This is a genomic window from Pseudarthrobacter sp. NamE5 (assembly GCF_005796225.1).
Classification (GTDB): Bacteria; Actinomycetota; Actinomycetes; order Actinomycetales; family Micrococcaceae; genus Arthrobacter.
The window spans coordinates 73,497-91,891 of the sequence record NZ_VAHO01000008.1 but is presented as its reverse complement, the minus strand read 5'-3'; the positions used below and the strand labels follow the sequence as shown (position 1 = coordinate 91,891).

Below are 18,395 nucleotides of genomic sequence, written 5' to 3'. Positions count from 1 at the left end.
TAACACTGTGATCTTCCTGGATGCCGCCGCCACCACCCCCCTCCGCCGTGAAGTGCTGGACGCCATGTGGCCGTACCTGACCGGTGACTTCGGGAACCCCTCAAGCCATCACACCCTGGGCGAATCGGCTGCGCATGCGCTGGCGGGGGCACGTGCCACGGCGGCCGCCCTCCTGGCCTGCCGCCCCGGTGAGGTGACGTTCACCTCCGGAGGCACCGAAGCGGACAACCTGGCCGTCAAAGGAATTGCCCTGGCGCGGCAGGCCGCAGACCCCGCCTTGAACCGGGTGGTGATCAGCGCCGTCGAACATCCCGCTGTGGAGGAGTCCGCACGCTACCTTGAACGCTTCCACGGATTCAGCGTCGACGTGGTGCCCGTGGACGGCAGGGGGCAGGTTACCCCGGAGGCGCTGCTGGCAGTCCTGCAACCGGAAACAGCGCTGGTGAGCATTATGTATGCCAACAACGAAGTGGGGACAGTTCAGCCGGTTGCGGAGCTGGCCGCCGCTGCACGCCATCTGGGAATTCCCTTCCACACCGATGCCGTCCAGGCCGCGGGCTGGCTGCCCCTGGATACGAAGGCGCTGGGTGTCGATGCGATGAGCATTTCCGGGCATAAGCTCGGGGCGCCGAAGGGCAGCGGCCTGCTGTTTGTCCGTGGCCGCACCAGGATCGAGCCGCTCCTGCATGGGGGTGGACAGGAACGCGGCCGCAGGTCGGGGACCGAGAACGTGGCCGCGGCAGTGGGCCTTGTCACTGCCCTCACGCTCGCCCAGGCCCGCCAGGTGGAGGAACGACGGCGGGTGGCGGCATTGCGCGACACCTTCATCAACGAGGTCCTCACCGGTGTCCCAGGAGCCGTCCTCACCGGGCACCCGGTTCACCGACTGCCCTCGGTGGCCTCGTTCTGTTTCCCCGGGACGAGCGGAGAGTCGGTACTCCTGGAGCTGGAGCGCCAGGAGGTGTTGTGCTCAAGCGGTTCAGCCTGCGCAGCCGGATCCGACGCCCCGTCTCCCGTCCTCACTGCCATGGGCTTCAAAGCCGAGGTGGCACAGACAGCGGTGCGCTTCAGTTTCGACTCGGCAGTCACGGCGGAAGACCTCGGCACCGCTGCCCGCGCCGTAAGCCAGGCAGTAGCCACGGTACGCGCCCTCGGCGGCTAGAAGCCCAGGACTGGAAGTACGGCGGGCTGGAGGCCGGGCCAGGGCTGGAAGTCAGCGGCGCCTGCGGAAGCAGCTTCAGGTTCAGTAAGGCCCGCTAGTAAAGCTCTCCTACGGGGATGTCCACGGCCAGCCGGTTGGAGGGCCCTGCCAGCGGGCACGCCCAGGCCTCGTTGTAGGCGCAGGACGGGTTGTAGGCAAAATTGAAGTCCACAACAAAGGTGGCATCCGGTCCTGTCCCGCTGACACCGTGGAAGGCTCCCTTGATGGTGTCCAGCAGGTAGCGGCCTGCGCCGTAGCTTCCGCCGGACTGTCCGGCCGTGGCGTCGCGGAAGGGTACGAAGATGCCCCCGCCGTACCCCCGCAGCTTCCACACGGCGAGCTGCCCCATCTCCGGAAGATCAAACGTGCCCAGCCTGACGAAATTAACCACTCCGTCAGTCCCGGTTTCCACGCTCATTTCCCGGCCGGCGCCTTCTTTGGTCAGCGGGATGTGGAAACGGTAGATCGGATCATAGTCGGCCGTCTTCAGGCCTGAGAACCGTGCCTTGCCCGCGGCAGTCAGCGGGGAGGCAGGGTGGGTGGCGAACATCAGGTCGCGCTGGTGGCGCCAGTACAAATGCGCTTCCGATGGACTATCCGCCGCGATCTTCCGGACGTTGGCGTAGAGGGCGAAGGTCCGGAGCCGCCAGTCGGCGATGTCGACGGCGGAAATGTCCGCCAAATCTTCTTCAGCCGTGCCGTGGTGCGCTTCCATAGGCAACAGCCTAGTCCCCGGTACCGCAGTTGCCCGTACGACGGCGACACGCACCTCTGGTGTCCGGCACGTGGTGTCCGGCGTGGCTTGGTGGGGACGGGGTGGGACAGGGGGAGCCGGGAAACGCCGTACCAGCTCACCTTCCGCCGCTGTCCCCTCCGGTTAGGCTGGCTGCATGAGAGGCATCGCAACGACAGCTGTCCGGTACGCAGCCGTGATTCTGGCCGGCGCGCTCACGGCGGGCTGCTCAGCGGCGTCGGACGGTGGCCCGGGCTGGACTGTGGAGCCGAACGCAGCCGGCACCTCCGCTTCGGCCACCGCATCTGCACCTGCCTCCGCGTCCGGATCTGCACCGGACGAAGCCTCCGCCCCGGACGGGGCTTCCGCAGCAGCCACGCCCGGCGCCAGTGCCTCCGCAACACCCCAGCCCGGCGCCACGGCGTCGTCCTGGAAGACCTTTTCCGACCCCGGCAAAACCGTGAGCTTTGAGCTGCCGGAGCAGTGGATAGCCCAGTCAGTGTCCCCTGAGGAGGGCAGCCTCCCGGGTGCCCTCAAGATCGAGGTGAAGAAGCCGGATGGCACCTTCATGGCTGCGCTGCGGACGGGCCTGCCGCCGTCGTCCGTTGAATGTCCTGACGGCGCACGCCGGGCGTACACCGTGCTCAGCAGCGTCCCGGCAGAGCTGTCCGCCGAAGGCGGGGAGGGAACCATTGCGCCCCGGGTGGTCTTCCGGGTCATCCAGGGGTACCGGTATTCCGGGTCGTACGGCATCACCAACGTTGTGGGCGGCGCGGACGGACAGGCCTGCCAGCTGCACAACATCCTGCGGGGGCCTGCGGGCCAGGGGGACTACTCGTTCGGGGACGTGGTCACGCTCAGAGCGTTCGCGCCGGATGAGAAAGTGGCGCCCGCCAAGGCTTTCAACACCCTGGAGGAGGCCGCCAGGTTCGTTGGCGGGAGCCCGGACTTCGCCAACGTCCAGCGGATGCTAATGTCTCTGGAGATCAAGGACTAGTCCCGTTGCCGGCCCACATCACTGGCTGACCAAGCGGCGGCTTCCTTCCCCTGCCGACACCCCCGGAGAGTCATGGAACGCACTGTTTCCGCACGCCTGGTTTTCACAACCACAGCCAACACAAAAGTGGCGATGGCCATAGCCGCAGCGAAGAACGCCGGCTATTCCTCCTTCGAGGAAAACCTGTCCGTCACTGCAGGGGGCGGGCAGGTTCCCGTCAGCGAGGTACCCGACCATCACGGCGGCCGGCTCCACTATGTGGAGTTCGCGGAGCCCGCCGAGGTGACGGTGGAATACTCAGCTACCGTCGTCGGGAAGGGCCGGCCTGAGGAATCCGGTCTGGCCGACCGGATCCGTTACGTCCGGCCCAGCCGGTACGCGGAATCGGACCGTCTCCTGCCCACAGCCTATGCCGAGTTCGAGGGTGTGCAGGGCGGCAGGCTGCTGCATGCCGTGCGCGACTGGGTCAATGGGGAATTGCGCTACCTCAGCGGCTCCTCACGGGGGACGGACGGGGCGGTGGAGACCCTCCTCAGCCGGCGCGGAGTGTGCCGGGACTTCGCCCACCTCGCCATTGCCCTGCTGAGGTCGAAGGACATCCCTGCCCGCCTGGCCGCCGTGTACGCGCCGGGCCTGAGCCCCATGGACTTCCACGCCGTAACAGAGGCGTACGTCGAGGGCGCTTGGCACGTTATCGACCCCACGGGGCTTGCCCCCCGGGAGTCCATGCTGCGCATTACCGCGGGGCGTGACTCGGCCGATACTGCGTTCCTGTCGACGGTGGGCGGAAGCCTGATCCTGAACCAGATGAAGGTGACCGCCGTGGTTAACGGCGACCTGCCGGTCGAGGACCCAGCCAGGCTGGTGGCGCTGGGCTAGCCGTCCGGGCTGGGGGCTGTCAGCGCCTGGGTTGCGCGGGGTTGCCCGTCCTGGGCTTACCGGCTTTGCTGTCGTTTCCCCAGGGAGCTCCGCAGCTTGTCCGTCAGCCGCGTAAGTTCCTTCTGCTCCTCCGGTGTCAGCGCCGGTGTTACCAGCGCCGAAATGTCCCGGATGTGTTCCCGGCCGATCTCCTTTTGGAGTTCACGCCCCTCGTCGGTCAGCTTCAGCAGCACACCCCGGCCGTCCTCGGGCGCAGGCATCCTGGCCACCAGCCCGCGCTTTTCCAGCCGCTCCACCAGGCGGCTCAGGCTGGACTGGCTCAACAGCACATGGTCGTTAAGCTCATTGAGCCGCAGCCAGCCGGACGGACAGCGGGACAGCGTGAACAGGACGTCGTACTCGTTCACGGGAAGCTTCCGGAAGGCTGGTCCGGACTGCAGCCTGCGCATCACGGCCACCTGCGTCCGGAACAGCGACTCCCAGGTCTCCGCCGCCAGCCGTACCGGAGATTCGGAACCTCTGCCTGCCATTACGCCTCCGCCGCGGACTTCTCAGCCTCCTGGGCGGCCAGTGCGGCAGCAACGCGGTTGGCGTGGGTGGGCGGCTCCGGAACGTGGGCAGGCTTGAGGGCAGCGTATTCCTTGCGCAGGACGGGGAGAACTTCCTCGCCGAACAGGTCCAGCTGCTCCAGCACGGTCTTCAGTGGCAGGCCGGCGTGGTCGATCAGGAACAGCTGGCGCTGGTAGTCGCCGAAGTACTCACGGAACGTGAGGGTCTTCTCGATGACTTCCTGTGGACTGCCCACGGTCAGTGGGGTCTGCGAGGTGAAGTCCTCGAGGGACGGCCCGTGCCCGTACACCGGCGCGTTGTCGAAGTAGGGCCGGAATTCCTTGACGGCGTCCTGGGAGTTCTTCCGCATGAAGAACTGGCCGCCCAGGCCGACAGTCGCCTGGTCCGCCTTGCCGTGGCCGTAGTGCTCGTAGCGTTCACGGTAGAGGCCAATCAGCTGCTGGTAGTGCTCCTTGGGCCAGAAGATGTTGTTGGCAAAGAATCCGTCGCCGAAATAGGCGGCCACCTCCGCGATCTGGGGAGTGCGGATGGAGCCGTGCCAGACGAAGGGGGGAACGCCGTCGAGCGGGCGCGGGGTGGAGGTGAAGTTCTGCAGCGGCGTGCGGAACTTGCCGGACCAGTTCACCGTGTCCTCGTCCCACAGCTTGCGCAGCAGGCTGTAGTTCTCAATCGCGAGCTCCACGCCGTCCTGGATGTTCTTGCCGAACCACGGATAAACGGGGGCGGTGTTGCCGCGGCCGAGGACCAGGTCAACGCGGCCGTCAGCCAGATGCTGCAGCATTGCGTAGTCTTCAGCGATCTTGACCGGATCGTTCGTGGTGATCAGCGTGGTGGCCGTGGAGAGGATGATGCGCTCGGTCTGCGCTGCGATGTAGGCCAGCGTTGTGGTGGGGGAGGAGGAGAAGAAGGGCCGGTTGTGGTGCTCGCCCAGGGCGTAGACATCCATCCCGATCTCTTCGACCTTTTTCGCGATGGTTACGGAGGCCTTGATGCGTTCGTTCTCCGTGGGGGTCCGGCCAGTGGTGGGGTCAGTGGTGATGTCGCTGACGCTGAAGACGCCGATCTGCATGGTGTGCCTTTCCGTTCCTGGACTGTCCTGGCTCGGTTCCAGTGTAGTCCAATTTAGATGCATTTGCATCTACCGCCGGGTATAACGCATCCCTCGGGAAAATATTCCTCAACTGCTATTCGGGGCTGCCTGGCCTGGCCCGGCGGCCACTGGTCTTCGGAACCATGCCGGTGGTCCAGTCCCGGAACTCCTCATCGACGTTGGCGCCGGGGCTGTACTCCGGGCGTTCCTGCAGTTCCCGGAGCAGTGCCTTTTTCTCGCGCCTGCCCTCCACCAGCCTGTACAGGACTGGCACCAGGACCAGGGTCAGTGCCGTGGAGGAGATGAGTCCGCCGATCACCACTACAGCCAGCGGCTGGGAGATGAACCCGCCGCCGCCGGTGAGTCCCATCGCCATGGGCGTCAGGGCGAACACGGTGGCGAGTGCAGTCATCAGGATGGGACGGAGGCGCTGCCGGGACCCATGGATGATCGCATCCGCCACGCTCATGCCGGGGCGTCCGTCCCGAGGTTGGCGGTACTGGTTGATGAGGTCGATGAGCACGATGGCATTGGTCACTACGATGCCTACCAGCATCAGCATGCCGATCAGCGACGGAAGCCCCAGCGGCACGCCCGTCACAAGAAGCAGCGCCACCGCACCCGTGGCCGCGAACGGAACCGAGACCAGCAGGATCAGCGGCTGGATGAGGGACTTGAAGGTGGCCACCATGATCACGTACACGATGGCGATTGCCGCCAGCAGGGCCAGTCCGAGTTGCTGGAACGACTCCTGCTGCTGCGTGGTGGCCCCGCCGATTTCAGCGGTGGCACCCGGCGGGAGTTGGACGTCCTCCAGCCGCTTCTGTACTTCGGCATTTACAGCGCCCAGGTTGGAACCCGACGGCGTGACGGAGACACGTGCCGTGCGCTGGCCGTTGCTGGCGGTGATGGACACGGGCACGTCAACCTGTTCCACCGAGGCGATGCTGGCCAGCGGCACCGGGCCTCCTGCCGCGGGAAGCGGGATGCGACGGACCGCGTCGATGCTGGTGAATTTGGTGCCTTGGCCGATCTGCACCGGGAAGTCATTGGTGTCGATCCGGACTTCGCCGGCCGGAATGGGGCTGATGGTGGAGGCCAGGACCCCAGCCACCTGTTCTTCGTTGAGCCCGGCTGCCACAGCCTTTGCCCGGTCCACCTTGACCTGGACCACCGGCTGGCTGGCGGCGAGGTTGGTTTGCACCTCGCTGGTTCCCGGCACGCCGGTCATCGCGGCAACCATGGTGTCGCTGGCTTTCCGAAGGTCGGTGCTGCTGGCGGCCTTGAGCGTGATGTCCACAGTGGACGACGTGCCGAAGCCGCCCTGCTGGGTTCCTACCGAGACTTTGCCCGAATCGGGCACCTTGGACAGTTCGCTCCTGACGGTCTCCTGCAGCTGTTCCTGGTCGGCCTTTTCGTCCGTGACCACGGTGAAGGTTGAGTTGGAGGAACCGGTGGAAGTAAGTGCTGCGAAGCCTGCCTGGGCGTTGCCGGAGGTCACCTGGACATCCTTGATGCCGTCGACGCCGCGCAGCACTTCCTCCAGCCGGATGGCTGCCGCGCTGGTGTCTGCCAGGCTGGTGCCGGCCGGCAGTACCTGGCGCACCGTGAGGCTGTTCTGGCCTGAATTGCCCAGCAGGTTGGTGGCCAGCAGCGGAGTCATGGCTGCCGTGGCACCGAGTACCAGGACGGCGGCAACCAGTGTGACCACGGGATGTTTCTGCGTCTTGGTGAGGATGGGGAGGTACCCCCGCTGGAGCCTGCTGCGCTGTTCTGCCTCCAGCGCCCTCGCACGGGCTTCGGCAGCTGTGCGGCGGGCGGCTGCGGCGTTTGGAGCAGCGGCCCCGGGCGCAGCGCCGGTGTTTTTGAGGAACCAATACGCCAGCACCGGGACGATGGTCAGCGAGACCAGCAGCGAGGCCAGGAGCGCCATGGTCACGGTGAGGGCAAAGGGCCTGAACAGTTCGCCCGCCAGCTCACCCACGAACGCGATGGGGAGGAACACCGCCACCGTGGTGAGTGTGGAGGCCGTGATCGCCCCGGCGACTTCCCGGATGGCGGTCAGGATGGCGGTGGCTTTGTCCTCGCCGTAGCTGAGGTGCCGCTTGATGTTCTCGATCACCACGATCGAGTCGTCCACAACCCGGCCGATGGCGATAGTGAGTGCGCCGAGGGTGAGGATGTTGAGCGAATAGCCCGTGGCTGACAGCCCGATGAAAGTGATCAGGAGCGAGAGCGGAATGGATACCGCGGTCACCAGCGTGGACCGGGCGGACATCAGGAAGACCAGGATAACCGCCACAGCGAAGCCCAGGCCCAGCAGGCCCTCGGTGGTGAGGTCCTTGATGGATTTTTCAATGAAGGGTGCCTGGTCGAAGACCGGTGTGAACTTGGCTTTCGAGCCAAGTTCGGCCTCCAGCTCGTCCAGGGTGTCCCGCACGTCATGCGAGATGCCCACAGTGTCGCCCTCAGGCTTTTTGGTCACCGACACCGCGAGCGTTTCTGCTCCGTTAGTGCGGGTGATGGAGGTCCGCTCGTCGTCCTTGAGTGACACGTCCGCCACGGCGCCGATAGTGGCATCGTTCCCGGCCCCGGCAAGAGGCAGCGCCTTGATCGCGTCCAGCGAGTCCACGGGGCTGCCGATCTGCAGGGACAGCGTCTTGCCCTGTTCTTCAAGAGTGCCCGCGGGGATCAGGTCGCCGTTGTTGCCGAGGGCATCCCGGATGGAGGTGATGGTGGCCCCGGAGGCCGCCATGGCCTCGGGGCGGGGAAGGATTTCGATGTGCTGGGTGGCGCCGCCAGTCACGTCGGCGCCCCGGACGCCGTCGATCTTCAGCAGCCTGGGTACGCTCAGCCGCTGGAGGTCGGCGTTTAGTTCGCTGAGGCTCCTGTCGGAGGAGACCGCCAGGAAAACGATGGGGAAGTCGTTGATACTGCCCGCAAAGGCCTGCGGCTGGACGTCCTCCGGGAGATTTCGCTTGGCGTTGGAGATGGCCCGGTCAATTTGGTTCCGCGCGCGGTCCAGATTGGAACCATACGTAAAGACCATGGTGATCTGGGAGACGCCGTTGCGCGACGTGGAGGAGGTGGATTCCAGCCCCTCCACGCCGTTCAACGCAGTTTCGAGCGGCGCGCTCACCTGCTTGTCCACCACCTCGGGGGAGGCCCCGGGCATGGCAGTCAGCACCGTGATCTGGGGGAACTCAATGGATGGGATGAGTTCCTGCTTCAGCGACGACATGGTGATCACGCCGAACACGGAGGCGAAGACGGTGACCAGTGCGATCAGGGCCCGGTTCGCGAGGGAAAGTTGAGCCAGGCGGAACATCGCATGATCTCCTGTGGGGTTAAGTGGCTGATACGGACCCGCAAGCTGCGGTCCGCCGACCCCGGCAGGGTCAGCGGCTGGCCGAAACGCTCTCCAGCTGAAGTGATGCCGCCGTCGCCTTCTCCAGCTCGATGGCCAGGTCCGGGTTCTCGTCAAGCTTGACCCCGTAGCCGGGCATCATGTCCCTAAGCTTGGACTGCCACCCCTTGAAGTTCCGGGGGAAAGCCTTCTTCAGCAGTTCGATCATGATCGGTACCGCAGTCGAGGCACCGGGAGAGGCGCCAAGGAGCGCTCCGATGGAACCGTCGCGGGCCGCGATCACTTCAGTGCCGAACTGCAGGATGCCGCCCTTCTGCGGATCTTTCTTAATGATCTGTACACGCTGGCCGGCGGTGATCAGTTCCCAGTCGCCGTCCTTGGCTTCCGGGTAGTACTCCCGCAGTGCCTCCACCTTGTCCGTGTGCTTCTTCATCACTTCCTTCACCAGGTATGCGGTGAGGTCCATGTTGTCCTTAGCCACGGCAAGCATGGGAATGATGTTTCCGGGCCGGATGGACAGCGGAAGGTCGAGGTAGGAGCCGTTTTTCAGGAAGTTCGTGGAAAACCCTGCATAGGGTCCGAACAGCAGTGAGCGCTTGCCGTCCACGTACCGCGTATCCAGGTGCGGCACGGACATGGGGGGAGCTCCCACCGACGCCTGCCCGTAGACTTTGGCGCTGTGCTGTGCGGCGATGGTCTCATCAGTGCAGCGGAAGAACTGCCCGGAGACGGGGAAGCCGCCGTAGCCCTTGCTTTCCGGGATGCCGGAGGCCTGGAGCAGGTGCAGGGCACCCCCGCCGGCGCCCACGAAGACGAACTTGGCGTGGATCTTGCCGTGTTCCCCTGACTTGGGATGCTTCAGCGAAATGTTCCAGCCGCCGTCGGAAGCCCTTGAAACGTCCGTGACGTCGTGGCCGTAGTTGATTTCGACGCCGTTGTTCCCCAGGTAGGTGGTCAGCTCACGGGTCAGTGCCCCGAAGTCGACGTCGGTGCCCTCGGCGGCGCGGGTGGCTGCGATGCGCTGCTTCGGGTCACGTCCCTTCACGATCAACGGAGCCCACTTGGCGATCTGGCCGTGGTCCTCGGAGTACTCCATGGTGCGGAACAGGGTGTGGGGCTTCAGGGCCTCGTAGCGGGTCCGCAGGAACCGGGTATGGTCCTCGCCGATCACGAAGCTCATGTGCGGCACTGTGTTGATGAAGCGCTTGGGTGAGCCGATCAGGTTCTGGTCCACCAAATGGGACCAGAACTGCCGGGAAAGCTGGAACTGTTCGTTGATGAGCAGCGCCTTGGAGGGGTCCACCGAGCCGTCCCTGGCTACAGGGGAGTAGTTGAGTTCGCAAAGGGCAGCGTGGCCGGTCCCGGCGTTGTTCCAGGGGCCGGAGCTTTCCAGGCCGGGCTGGTCCAGCCGCTCAAAGAGGGAGATGGTCCAGTCCGGCTCCAGCTGCTTGATGAATGCCCCCAGCGTGGCGCTCATGATGCCGCCGCCAATCAGGACGACGTCGGCATGTGGGGTCTTGGAAATAAAGGTCACGATCAGTCTCCGATTGCAGCGGCTCTGGCTGTCACAGAATATCCCCGGGCGCGGGCATACTGAAATTGAGGCGGTCCGTCAAGGTTTTAGCTGCACCTTCGTGAAAACTTCATTTAAGACCGGTGAGGCGGGATAGCTCAGCACCCGGTCGGAAAGGGCCAGCGCGGAGATGGGAAACGCCACAGGGACGGCGGGGACTGTGGCCGCGATCTGGGCGTTGATGGTGTGATATTGCTCATCCCGTTCTTCGCCCTCCGGCATCCCGCGCGCCCGGTTGATCTTGGAGAAGACCTGGGGATCCTGGTACCCGAACTCGCCGTTCTTCTCTCCGAAAAGAGGGCCAACGAAGTTGTCCGCGTCCGAGTAGGAGCCGTTCCATCCCAGGAGGTGGAGGGCATGGTCGCCGGGGGACTGCACCTTCTGCAGGTAGCCGTCGGACCACTCAACGGGAACCGGCTGGATGTTGAACCCAACCGCCGTGAGCTGCCGGCTGATTTCCGCGTAAACCTTCTCCGGGGTGGGCAGGTAGGGCCGGGTGACGTTCAACGGATAGTAGAACTTCAGTTCCTCGCCCGCGTACCCGCCCTCTTTGAGGTACTCCTTGGCTCTGGCCGGGTCGTGGCCCAGTTCCGGCGCATCGTTGTTGAATCCGCTGATTTTTGGCGGGACGAACTGTGTGGCCCTTGCTGTGTTGTCGATAAAGAACCTGCGGATCAGGGTTTCCTTGTCGATCGCCATTTCGATCGCCTGCCGGACCTTGAGGTTCTGGAGCACGGGGATGTCCTGATTGATGCCCACGTACATTACCGAGAACGGGTCGCGCTGGACAATCTGCTTCCCGCGCTTGACGAGCTGGTCAAAGTTGCCCACTGTGACGGCGTCATAGCCGTCTATGGTGCCGTCCAGCAGCGCCTGCAGCCGGGCCTGCGGATGGTCGTAGGCCAGGAAGTTGATGGTGGCAATCTGGCCCCGTTCACCCCAGTAGGACGTGTTGGTGGCCAGGGTGACACTCCCTTCGTCCCACGACGCAAGACGGAACGGACCCGTACCCACAGGATTGGTGCCGAAGACGGAGAGGGTCTGGCCGCCCCGGTTCTGGTCCAGCACATCAGCCGTGCCGGCGGTGAGGGCGGCCGGTGAAGCGATGGCAAAGGCAGGAAGGGTGAGCGCCTGCAGGAACGCGGTGAACCGCTGGGAAAGGTCGATCCGCACGGTGTCCGCTGACACTGCCGTGCAGCTCTTGAAGATGGAGAGCTCCGGCTCGTCCGAGTGCGCCTTGAAGACCCCTTTGAACGAACTGCCCGGGGCCTGCCGCCTCAGCGCCTCCGGGAAAGCGAACCACCGGTTGAAGTTGACGCATACGGCGTCGGCATTGAACGGGGTGCCGTCCTGGAAAACGACGCCGGACCGGAGCTTAAAGGTGTACGAGCGGCCTTCATTGGATTCGGTCCATTCCGTTGCCAGCAGGGGAGTGGGTTTGCCCGTGGTCTGGTCAACGCCCACCAGACCCTCGAGGATCTGTCGGGTGATGCGCTGCGACTCGACGTCGCTTGAGAGGGCGGGATCCAGGCCCAGCGGCTGGGCAGCAGTTCCGAAGTTAAAGGTGGCGGCCGGTTCGGCGGCAGGAGCGGGGCTGGGGGAGCCGGACGTTGGCGAGGGGGCCGGGGTGGCTGTGCAGGAGGTGATGCCCAACGCCAGGAGGACAGCGCCAGTCTTGATGACTGTCCGCCGGGACATACTGCTGGGCACTCAAACATCACCTCTGGATCTTGCGGCACCGCCGCCTGCGGACCGGACCCCAGTCTAATGGACGTCCCCTGCCGTTCCTGGGCGTTCCCCGGGACGCCGACAGCGAAGCCGGGGGCGTCTTCGCGGAGCCACCCCCGGCTTACCTGCTGGAACAGATTGCCTGCAGTTGCTGCTACTTCGGCATCAGCACCGAGTCGATCAGGTAAACGGTGGCGTTCTTCGTCTGGACGCCGCCGCAGATAACGTTGGCCTCATCCACCTTGAGTTCGTCGCCGCTGCCGGTAACCGTCACGGATCCGCCCTGGACGGTTGCGTGCGTGCCCGCGATCATGTCGGGGGTGATCTGGCCGGGCACCACGTGGTAGGTCAGAATCTTGCTGAGCAGGGCGTCATCGGTCTTCAGGGTTTCAATGGTGGCTGCATCGATTTTGGCGAAGGCATCATCCACCGGTGCGAAGACGGTGAACTCGTCCCCGTTGAGAGTGTCCACCAGGTCAACCTTGGGGTTCAGCTGTCCCGAAACCGCGGACGTAAGGGTCTTAAGGATCGGGTTGTTGGATGCGGCAACGGCCACCGGGTCAAGGGCCATGCCCTCAACCGAACCTGCGCCGGTGGGCACCTGCTCTGCATACGCAGCGCAGCCCGGACCCACCAGGTTGGCGGCGGGATCCATGGCGCCGGCCGAGGCGCCGGGGGAGGAGGTGGCCGACGGGGAGGGAGCCATGCTGGAGGCCGAGGGTGAGTCTGCGGGGGCGGAGGAGCCTGGCGTGGAGGCGGAACCGCCGCATGCGGTCAGGCTGAACAGAGCTGCGGCTGCAACGCCTGCGACGGTGAAGGTTGTGCGCTTGATGGTCGGCATTTCAGTTCTCCTTGGGTTGTGGCTTCTGCCCGCCGCAGACAGGATGTCCGCGGCACTCGGGGCTTTTCCGGTGGGCACCTGCCCGTGGCTGGTGTCTCACTGGGTATTCGGCCGGGTGCAGGATGCGGATGGGTAAGTCCAGGGAGATTTTTCTGCAGCAGACGTTAACGCGGTGATCCCCCGGCCAAAGCCGGGGGATCACATGGTGCGCAAGGGGGGACTTGAACCCCCACGCCCGAAGGCACAGGAACCTAAATCCTGCGTGTCTGCCAATTTCACCACTCGCGCAGGGCTGCCCGCCGCTTTCCAAAAGGGTCGACGGCGGATGCCAGAGTCCATTGTAGCCTTGCCAAGGCGGGATCCGGGGTCAGCCGCAGCAGGAGCCAGTGACGGGTCAGGAGTCCAGCTTCAGGTCCCGCCGCAGTTTGGCCACATGGCCCGTTGCCCTGACGTTGTACTGGGCCAGCGCAACCTTGCCATCCGGGTCCACCACGACAGTGGAACGGATGAGTCCCTGGTAGGTCTTGCCGTAGTTCTTTTTTTCGCCCCAGGCGCCGTAGGCCTCCGCCACGGAATGGTCCTCGTCCGAGAGCAAAGGAAAGCTCAAGTCTTCCTTGGCGGCGAACTTGGCCAGCTTTTCCACGGGGTCAGGGGAGATGCCCAGGACGTCGTAGCCCGCAGACTGGAGGGAAGCCAGGTTGTCCCGGAAGTCGCATGCTTCCTTGGTGCATCCCGGTGTTGCGGCCGCCGGGTAGAAGTACACGATGGTGTGGCGGCCCGTGCCGGGTGAGAGGGCCACCTCTGCACCTGAGGAATCCTTCAAGGTAAAGCCGGGCGCGTCGTCTCCGGCTACGAGTCTTTCAGCCAATGTTTTTCTCCTTGTTGCAGGCGGGACACAACAGCCTAGTAAGCAGGGGGAACCAGTGCTAATCACCACTTGGCTATACTTGCTGCTATGCCTGATATGGATCACTGGCCCACGGGGCGCCTATTGTCCACTGCTGCGCGCCTCGTCGAACACTCCTGGAATGAAAAACTCGGTGCTATTGGCCTCACCCATGCCGGTGTTATCGCCATTGAGGTTCTCGACGCGCAAGGCCCCATGACCCAGGCGCAGCTTGCCCAATACGTCCGTGTCCAGGCCCAGACCATGGGGAAGACGCTGAGCCGGCTGGAGTCGCACGGGCACATTGTCCGCGTCCGCAGCACGTCGGACCGCAGGAGCCATGTTGTGTCACTCACTGAGCGCGGCAAGGAGGCAGTGGCAGCGGCAGTGGAGATGGAACGTTCAGTGCTGGCGTCCGCGTCAATCGATCCTGATGTGCTCCGGCAGGAGCTCCAGGCGGTGGTGCGGGAGCTGGCCAGCCAGTTCGCCACCTCGCCCAGCGCCGAAGCCCTGGTTGACAACACTCCCTAGACATTTCAGGCGGCCCCGATGCTGCCCCGGCGTGTCCCCAACTTGTTCAGGTCGGGGCCACGCCTTTTTTGTGCTCCGGCCATGGCCGCCGAGAAATGGACGGGGCCCGACATCAGGAGCGCGTCGGTGCTAACAGTGGGGAGGCAACAAAAAAGCCTCCGACCCACATTGCTGTGAGCCGGAGGCTTTTCTCCCTGGTGCACCCCCCGGGACTTGAACCCGGAACCCATTGATTAAGAGTCAATTGCTCTGCCAATTGAGCTAGAGGTGCATTCCTTTTGCTTTGATCGCCGGGCTTTTCTTTCCCCGTTGACCTCCGCAACGACATGAAACTCTACACGAACTTTTGGTTCATGTGAAATCGGTGCGGAGTTGAGGGCCCGGCTTTTCTGTCGATGGCAAAACCAGCAGAAATCCGCGGTTTCCGGACTCACCGGGAGGCTCTAACGGCCTCCTGGTTGCCCGTCCGCGGGGGCTTGGGCACGCGATAAGGGCTGTGAATTGGCACACAGAACCCGTTCGCCTGCCCGCCCATTTGTGGAACTGTCCGCCGTCGCCTTACAGGCGTTTCCGCCGCGGAGCCCGGAACCCGGCCGCTTCCGCATGGGCCTCGGACTCGAACCACACGTCCGCCCTGGCCTGGTCGTAGTCAGGGTGCTCCTCGCCGTAGTAGACCATGGCTCCGGCATCACCCTTCACCCGGTAGTCTGCCGGTCCGCTTCCGTCAGCTGCGGGGGCGGCTGAGCCGGCACCGTAGGGCTCTTCTGCCGCGAGGTGCCCCGCCGCTTCGTGCGCCGGGGCGGACTGCGGCTCCCCGGTGTGGTCCGCTCCGGCCTCCACCAGTGCCGAGGACTGGGTGCGGTCTGCAGTCTCGGCAGCGGCGGCGGCCGCGGGAACAGCCCCTGCCTGTCCTGAATCCGGCGCCTGGTTTGCTGCCATGCCCTGCCCGGTGGTGGCCGGTCGCGCCGGCGTCGGGGCACTGACCTCTGTACCGGCGTCATCCAGGTCCTCTACAGCGGCCGTTTCCGCACCGGGGAGGGTGGGGGCGTGCGGATCCGTGTACTCAGGATGGTGGACGGGCCGGCCTCCGGCAGCTGCTGCGTCCGGCGCAGGTTCCGCGGGGCCCGCCACCGGTGCGGCTTCTGCCCGGTGCGCGGATGCACCGGCCATCGCGGCCGCACTTTCCTGGCCGCGTCCCTCCGTGCCGCCAGAGGCCTTCCCGGCCGTGTCCTTGATCGCGTCGTTCCCGCCGCTGCCCTGGGGAACTGCGGACGAGCCGGAGCCGGATGCTTCCGACCACTGGGTTTCCCACTCGGCTTCGTCCCGCCGGCGGTGTTCTTCCCGGCTTGCTGTGGACGACGTGAAGGAGTCTGCCCCCGTGCTTCCCGGGCCGCCTGCAGCTGCGGGCGCCGCAGCAGTTTCAGCGGGCTCCTCCGCAGTGGCCGGTGCGGCTGGTTCGGCAGCCCGCCCAAACCCTGCTGCGCTGGCAATGCCGGTGGTCCCGGCGGCTTCGGCGGAGACCCCAGTCCCGCCGCCAGCGGACAGGGCCCCGTCCGCACGGCTGCCCTGAGTGCCTGGCGCACCTGGCGCCCTGGAAGAAGTACCATCCTTCGACGCACGGCTGCGGTTCAACAGCCACCAAACGACGCCGGCGAGGAGAACAATAAGAATGATCCAGAAAACGAGATCCACATCTAGCCCTTCAGTCGGGATTTCCAAGCTGTCCTGCCCCGACGCTACGTCTGGTCGCCACGGCTGTCTAGGTTCATATAAGGCAAACGCACGCCGCATGGCGGGCCGGACAGCCGGAACGTGAGGTGTGCCACAGGCATTGGGGAGTGCGAGGGGCCTCGTCTCACCATCTGAGATGGAAGCCCAGCCTTCGATGGGAAATTTCCCGTTTTTCGTCCCGGAGGCGCCAGTTCTGTCATCCAGCGGGTCCCGGAGCCATAGACTTTCCCTTATGAGTGACACCCAGACCGCAACCGAGAACAAGCCTGACATCAAACCCCGGAGCCGGGTGGTGACCGACGGTATCCACGCTGCACCGGCACGCGGAATGTTCCGGGCAGTAGGCATGGGGGACGACGACTTCGCAAAACCGCAGGTAGGCGTTGCAAGCTCGTGGAATGAAATCACTCCATGCAACCTCTCCCTGAACAGGCTTGCCCAGGGCGCCAAGGAAGGCGTTCACGCAGGCGGCGGTTTCCCGATGCAGTTTGGGACCATTTCCGTTTCAGACGGCATTTCCATGGGGCATGAAGGCATGCACTTCTCCCTGGTGTCCCGTGAAGTCATTGCCGACTCCGTGGAGACGGTCATGCAGGCTGAGCGGATCGATGGCTCCGTGCTGCTGGCGGGCTGCGACAAGTCCCTCCCGGGGATGCTCATGGCTGCGGCCCGCCTTGACCTCTCCAGCGTCTTCCTCTACGCCGGCTCCATCATGCCCGGCTGGGTCAAGCTTGAGGACGGCTCCGAAAAGGAAGTCACCCTCATTGACGCCTTCGAGGCGGTTGGTGCCTGCGCCGCGGGCAAAATGAGCATGGAGGACCTCACCCGCATCGAAAAGGCCATCTGCCCGGGCGAAGGCGCCTGCGGCGGTATGTACACCGCCAACACGATGGCCTGCATCGGCGAGGCGCTGGGCATGTCGCTGCCCGGCTCAGCCGCACCGCCCTCGGCAGACCGCCGTCGTGATGAATTTGCCCGCAAGTCCGGCGAGGCAGTGGTCAACCTGCTCCGCCAGGGCATCACAGCCCGGGACATCATGACCAAGAAGGCCTTCGAGAACGCCATCGCGGTCACCATGGCGTTTGGCGGTTCCACCAACGCCGTGCTGCACCTGCTGGCGATCGCCCGCGAAGCCGAGGTTGAACTGACCCTGGACGACTTTAACCGCATCGGCGACAAGATCCCCCACCTGGGCGACCTCAAGCCCTTCGGCCGCTATGTCATGACAGACGTCGACAAGATCGGCGGCGTGCCGGTGATCATGAAGGCGCTGCTCGATGCCGGCCTGCTGCACGGTGACTGCCTCACCGTGACGGGCAAGACGGTCGCCGAGAACCTCGAAGCCATCAACCCGCCGGACGTTGACGGCAAGATCCTGCGCGCGCTGGACAACCCGATCCACAAGACCGGCGGCATCACCATCCTGCACGGCTCCATGGCGCCCGAAGGTGCCGTGGTGAAGAGTGCCGGCTTCGACGCCGACGTCTTCGAAGGCACCGCCCGCGTCTTTGAACGCGAACAGGGTGCCCTGGATGCCCTGGACAACGGCCGGATCCATGCCGGCGACGTCGTCGTGATCCGCTACGAAGGCCCCAAAGGTGGCCCGGGCATGCGCGAAATGCTCGCCATCACCGGCGCCATCAAGGGTGCAGGCCTTGGCAAGGATGTGCTCCTCCTAACAGACGGGCGTTTCTCCGGCGGCACCACAGGCCTCTGCATCGGCCACGTTGCCCCGGAAGCGGTCGACGGCGGCCCCATCGCCTTCGTCAAAGACGGCGACCGTGTCCGCGTCGACATCGCGGCACGCAGCTTCGACCTGCTGGTGGACGAGGCCGAGCTCGAGGCCCGCAAGGTGGGCTGGGAGCCGCTGCCGGCGCGCTACACCAAAGGCGTCCTGGCCAAGTACGCCAAGCTGGTGCACAGCGCCAGCACAGGGGCGTATTGCGGGTGACGCCTTCCCCGTGCGTGCGGCGCTGAGCGCCGCACGCACGGGGCCCCTCGGTGCCACCCTTATTAAGCCGTTCCCGGCTTGGGTAGGCTGCTGAAAGTTTTGGTCCTTTCGCTGATCGGATCGTTTGGTGGACAATGATGTCCACATGGTGAGATCGGGTAGCGCCTCGTTGACACGTATCTCACCAGAGGGAAAACTGAACGCATGACTTTCGTTACCGCCGGCACCGTCGTCGTCCTTACCAAGCGCGTGGCACATTAGCCTCCTCCGGTAACGAACCGTCACGCGCAACCCCTCGAAGAGCCGCTCAGGCTGAG

At 64.9% G+C, this 18,395-nt stretch carries 14 protein-coding genes and 2 tRNA genes; 5 read left to right on the top strand and 11 right to left on the bottom strand.

All coding sequences use genetic code 11. From position 1 onward, the window contains the following. The first annotated feature begins 7 nt into the window (after window positions 1-7). The gene (locus tag FDW84_RS11485) at window positions 8-1,162 is read left to right on the top strand and encodes a cysteine desulfurase family protein (protein ID WP_138609533.1); all 1,155 of its coding nucleotides are present in this window, start codon (window positions 8-10) and stop codon (window positions 1,160-1,162) included. A gap of 94 nt (window positions 1,163-1,256) precedes the next feature. Here the strand turns inward: FDW84_RS11485 and FDW84_RS11480 are convergent, their stop codons facing one another. Beyond that, window positions 1,257-1,916, bottom strand: a complete 660-nt coding sequence (locus FDW84_RS11480) for a DUF1684 domain-containing protein (RefSeq protein ID WP_138609531.1) — start codon at window positions 1,914-1,916, stop codon at window positions 1,257-1,259. A gap of 175 nt (window positions 1,917-2,091) precedes the next feature. Here FDW84_RS11480 and FDW84_RS11475 point away from each other — a divergent pair, with 175 nt between their 5' ends. Next, window positions 2,092-2,931, top strand: a complete 840-nt coding sequence (locus FDW84_RS11475; protein ID WP_138609529.1) for a hypothetical protein — start codon at window positions 2,092-2,094, stop codon at window positions 2,929-2,931. Window positions 2,932-3,003: 72 nt separating this feature from the next. Beyond that, window positions 3,004-3,810, top strand: a complete 807-nt coding sequence (locus FDW84_RS11470) for a transglutaminase-like domain-containing protein (RefSeq protein WP_138609526.1) — start codon at window positions 3,004-3,006, stop codon at window positions 3,808-3,810. 56 nt (window positions 3,811-3,866) lie between these two features. Here the strand turns inward: FDW84_RS11470 and FDW84_RS11465 are convergent, their stop codons facing one another. The 8 genes from FDW84_RS11465 to bcp all read right to left on the bottom strand — a co-directional run bounded on the left by FDW84_RS11465 (window position 3,867) and on the right by bcp (window position 13,847). Further along, window positions 3,867-4,340, bottom strand: coding sequence for a MarR family winged helix-turn-helix transcriptional regulator (locus FDW84_RS11465; protein ID WP_138609524.1), 474 nt, complete (start codon window positions 4,338-4,340; stop codon window positions 3,867-3,869). Continuing rightward, window positions 4,340-5,449: an LLM class flavin-dependent oxidoreductase gene (locus FDW84_RS11460; protein ID WP_138609522.1), complete on the bottom strand. Its 1,110-nt coding sequence runs from the start codon at window positions 5,447-5,449 to the stop codon at window positions 4,340-4,342. The genes FDW84_RS11465 and FDW84_RS11460 overlap by 1 nt, the downstream gene beginning before the upstream one ends. A 115-nt stretch (window positions 5,450-5,564) precedes the next feature. Next, on the bottom strand, window positions 5,565-8,798 hold the full coding sequence (locus FDW84_RS11455; protein ID WP_138609520.1) for an efflux RND transporter permease subunit: 3,234 nt from the start codon (window positions 8,796-8,798) through the stop codon (window positions 5,565-5,567). A gap of 70 nt (window positions 8,799-8,868) precedes the next feature. Continuing rightward, on the bottom strand, window positions 8,869-10,371 hold the full coding sequence (locus tag FDW84_RS11450) for a malate:quinone oxidoreductase (RefSeq protein WP_138609518.1): 1,503 nt from the start codon (window positions 10,369-10,371) through the stop codon (window positions 8,869-8,871). 78 nt (window positions 10,372-10,449) lie between these two features. Next, window positions 10,450-12,108, bottom strand: a complete 1,659-nt coding sequence (locus FDW84_RS11445; RefSeq protein ID WP_171046763.1) for an ABC transporter substrate-binding protein — start codon at window positions 12,106-12,108, stop codon at window positions 10,450-10,452. A gap of 184 nt (window positions 12,109-12,292) precedes the next feature. Continuing rightward, entirely contained in the window at window positions 12,293-12,979 is a 687-nt protein-coding gene (locus FDW84_RS11440) for a fasciclin domain-containing protein (protein ID WP_138609515.1), read from the bottom strand. A 203-nt stretch (window positions 12,980-13,182) separates the two neighbouring features. Continuing rightward, a tRNA-Leu gene (locus FDW84_RS11435) sits at window positions 13,183-13,267 on the bottom strand. Between the two features lie 106 nt (window positions 13,268-13,373). Then, a complete protein-coding gene (gene bcp / locus FDW84_RS11430; RefSeq protein ID WP_138609512.1) occupies window positions 13,374-13,847 on the bottom strand; it encodes a thioredoxin-dependent thiol peroxidase in 474 nt (157 codons plus the stop codon). A 96-nt stretch (window positions 13,848-13,943) separates the two neighbouring features. Here bcp and FDW84_RS11425 point away from each other — a divergent pair, with 96 nt between their 5' ends. Further along, on the top strand, window positions 13,944-14,396 hold the full coding sequence (locus FDW84_RS11425) for a MarR family winged helix-turn-helix transcriptional regulator (protein ID WP_138609671.1): 453 nt from the start codon (window positions 13,944-13,946) through the stop codon (window positions 14,394-14,396). 195 nt (window positions 14,397-14,591) lie between these two features. Here the strand turns inward: FDW84_RS11425 and FDW84_RS11420 are convergent. After that, a tRNA-Lys gene (locus tag FDW84_RS11420) sits at window positions 14,592-14,667 on the bottom strand. Window positions 14,668-14,954: 287 nt separating this feature from the next. Further along, window positions 14,955-16,115, bottom strand: a complete 1,161-nt coding sequence (locus FDW84_RS11415; protein WP_240721482.1) for a sunset domain-containing protein — start codon at window positions 16,113-16,115, stop codon at window positions 14,955-14,957. Between the two features lie 244 nt (window positions 16,116-16,359). Here FDW84_RS11415 and ilvD point away from each other — a divergent pair, with 244 nt between their 5' ends. Next, on the top strand, window positions 16,360-18,078 hold the full coding sequence (gene ilvD, locus FDW84_RS11410; protein WP_138609508.1) for a dihydroxy-acid dehydratase: 1,719 nt from the start codon (window positions 16,360-16,362) through the stop codon (window positions 18,076-18,078). Window positions 18,079-18,395 lie beyond the last annotated feature (317 nt).

Coding starts and splice junctions, on each gene's coding strand:
- FDW84_RS11480 (WP_138609531.1), bottom strand. CDS start 1,916: ATGGAAGCGCACCACGGCACGGCTGAAGAAGATTTGGCGGACATTTCC.
- FDW84_RS11475 (WP_138609529.1), top strand. CDS start 2,092: ATGAGAGGCATCGCAACGACAGCTGTCCGGTACGCAGCCGTGATTCTG.
- FDW84_RS11470 (WP_138609526.1), top strand. CDS start 3,004: ATGGAACGCACTGTTTCCGCACGCCTGGTTTTCACAACCACAGCCAAC.
- FDW84_RS11465 (WP_138609524.1), bottom strand. CDS start 4,340: ATGGCAGGCAGAGGTTCCGAATCTCCGGTACGGCTGGCGGCGGAGACC.
- FDW84_RS11460 (WP_138609522.1), bottom strand. CDS start 5,449: ATGCAGATCGGCGTCTTCAGCGTCAGCGACATCACCACTGACCCCACC.
- FDW84_RS11455 (WP_138609520.1), bottom strand. CDS start 8,798: ATGTTCCGCCTGGCTCAACTTTCCCTCGCGAACCGGGCCCTGATCGCA.
- FDW84_RS11445 (WP_171046763.1), bottom strand. CDS start 12,108: ATGTCCCGGCGGACAGTCATCAAGACTGGCGCTGTCCTCCTGGCGTTG.
- FDW84_RS11440 (WP_138609515.1), bottom strand. CDS start 12,979: ATGCCGACCATCAAGCGCACAACCTTCACCGTCGCAGGCGTTGCAGCC.
- FDW84_RS11425 (WP_138609671.1), top strand. CDS start 13,944: ATGGATCACTGGCCCACGGGGCGCCTATTGTCCACTGCTGCGCGCCTC.
- ilvD (WP_138609508.1), top strand. CDS start 16,360: ATGAGTGACACCCAGACCGCAACCGAGAACAAGCCTGACATCAAACCC.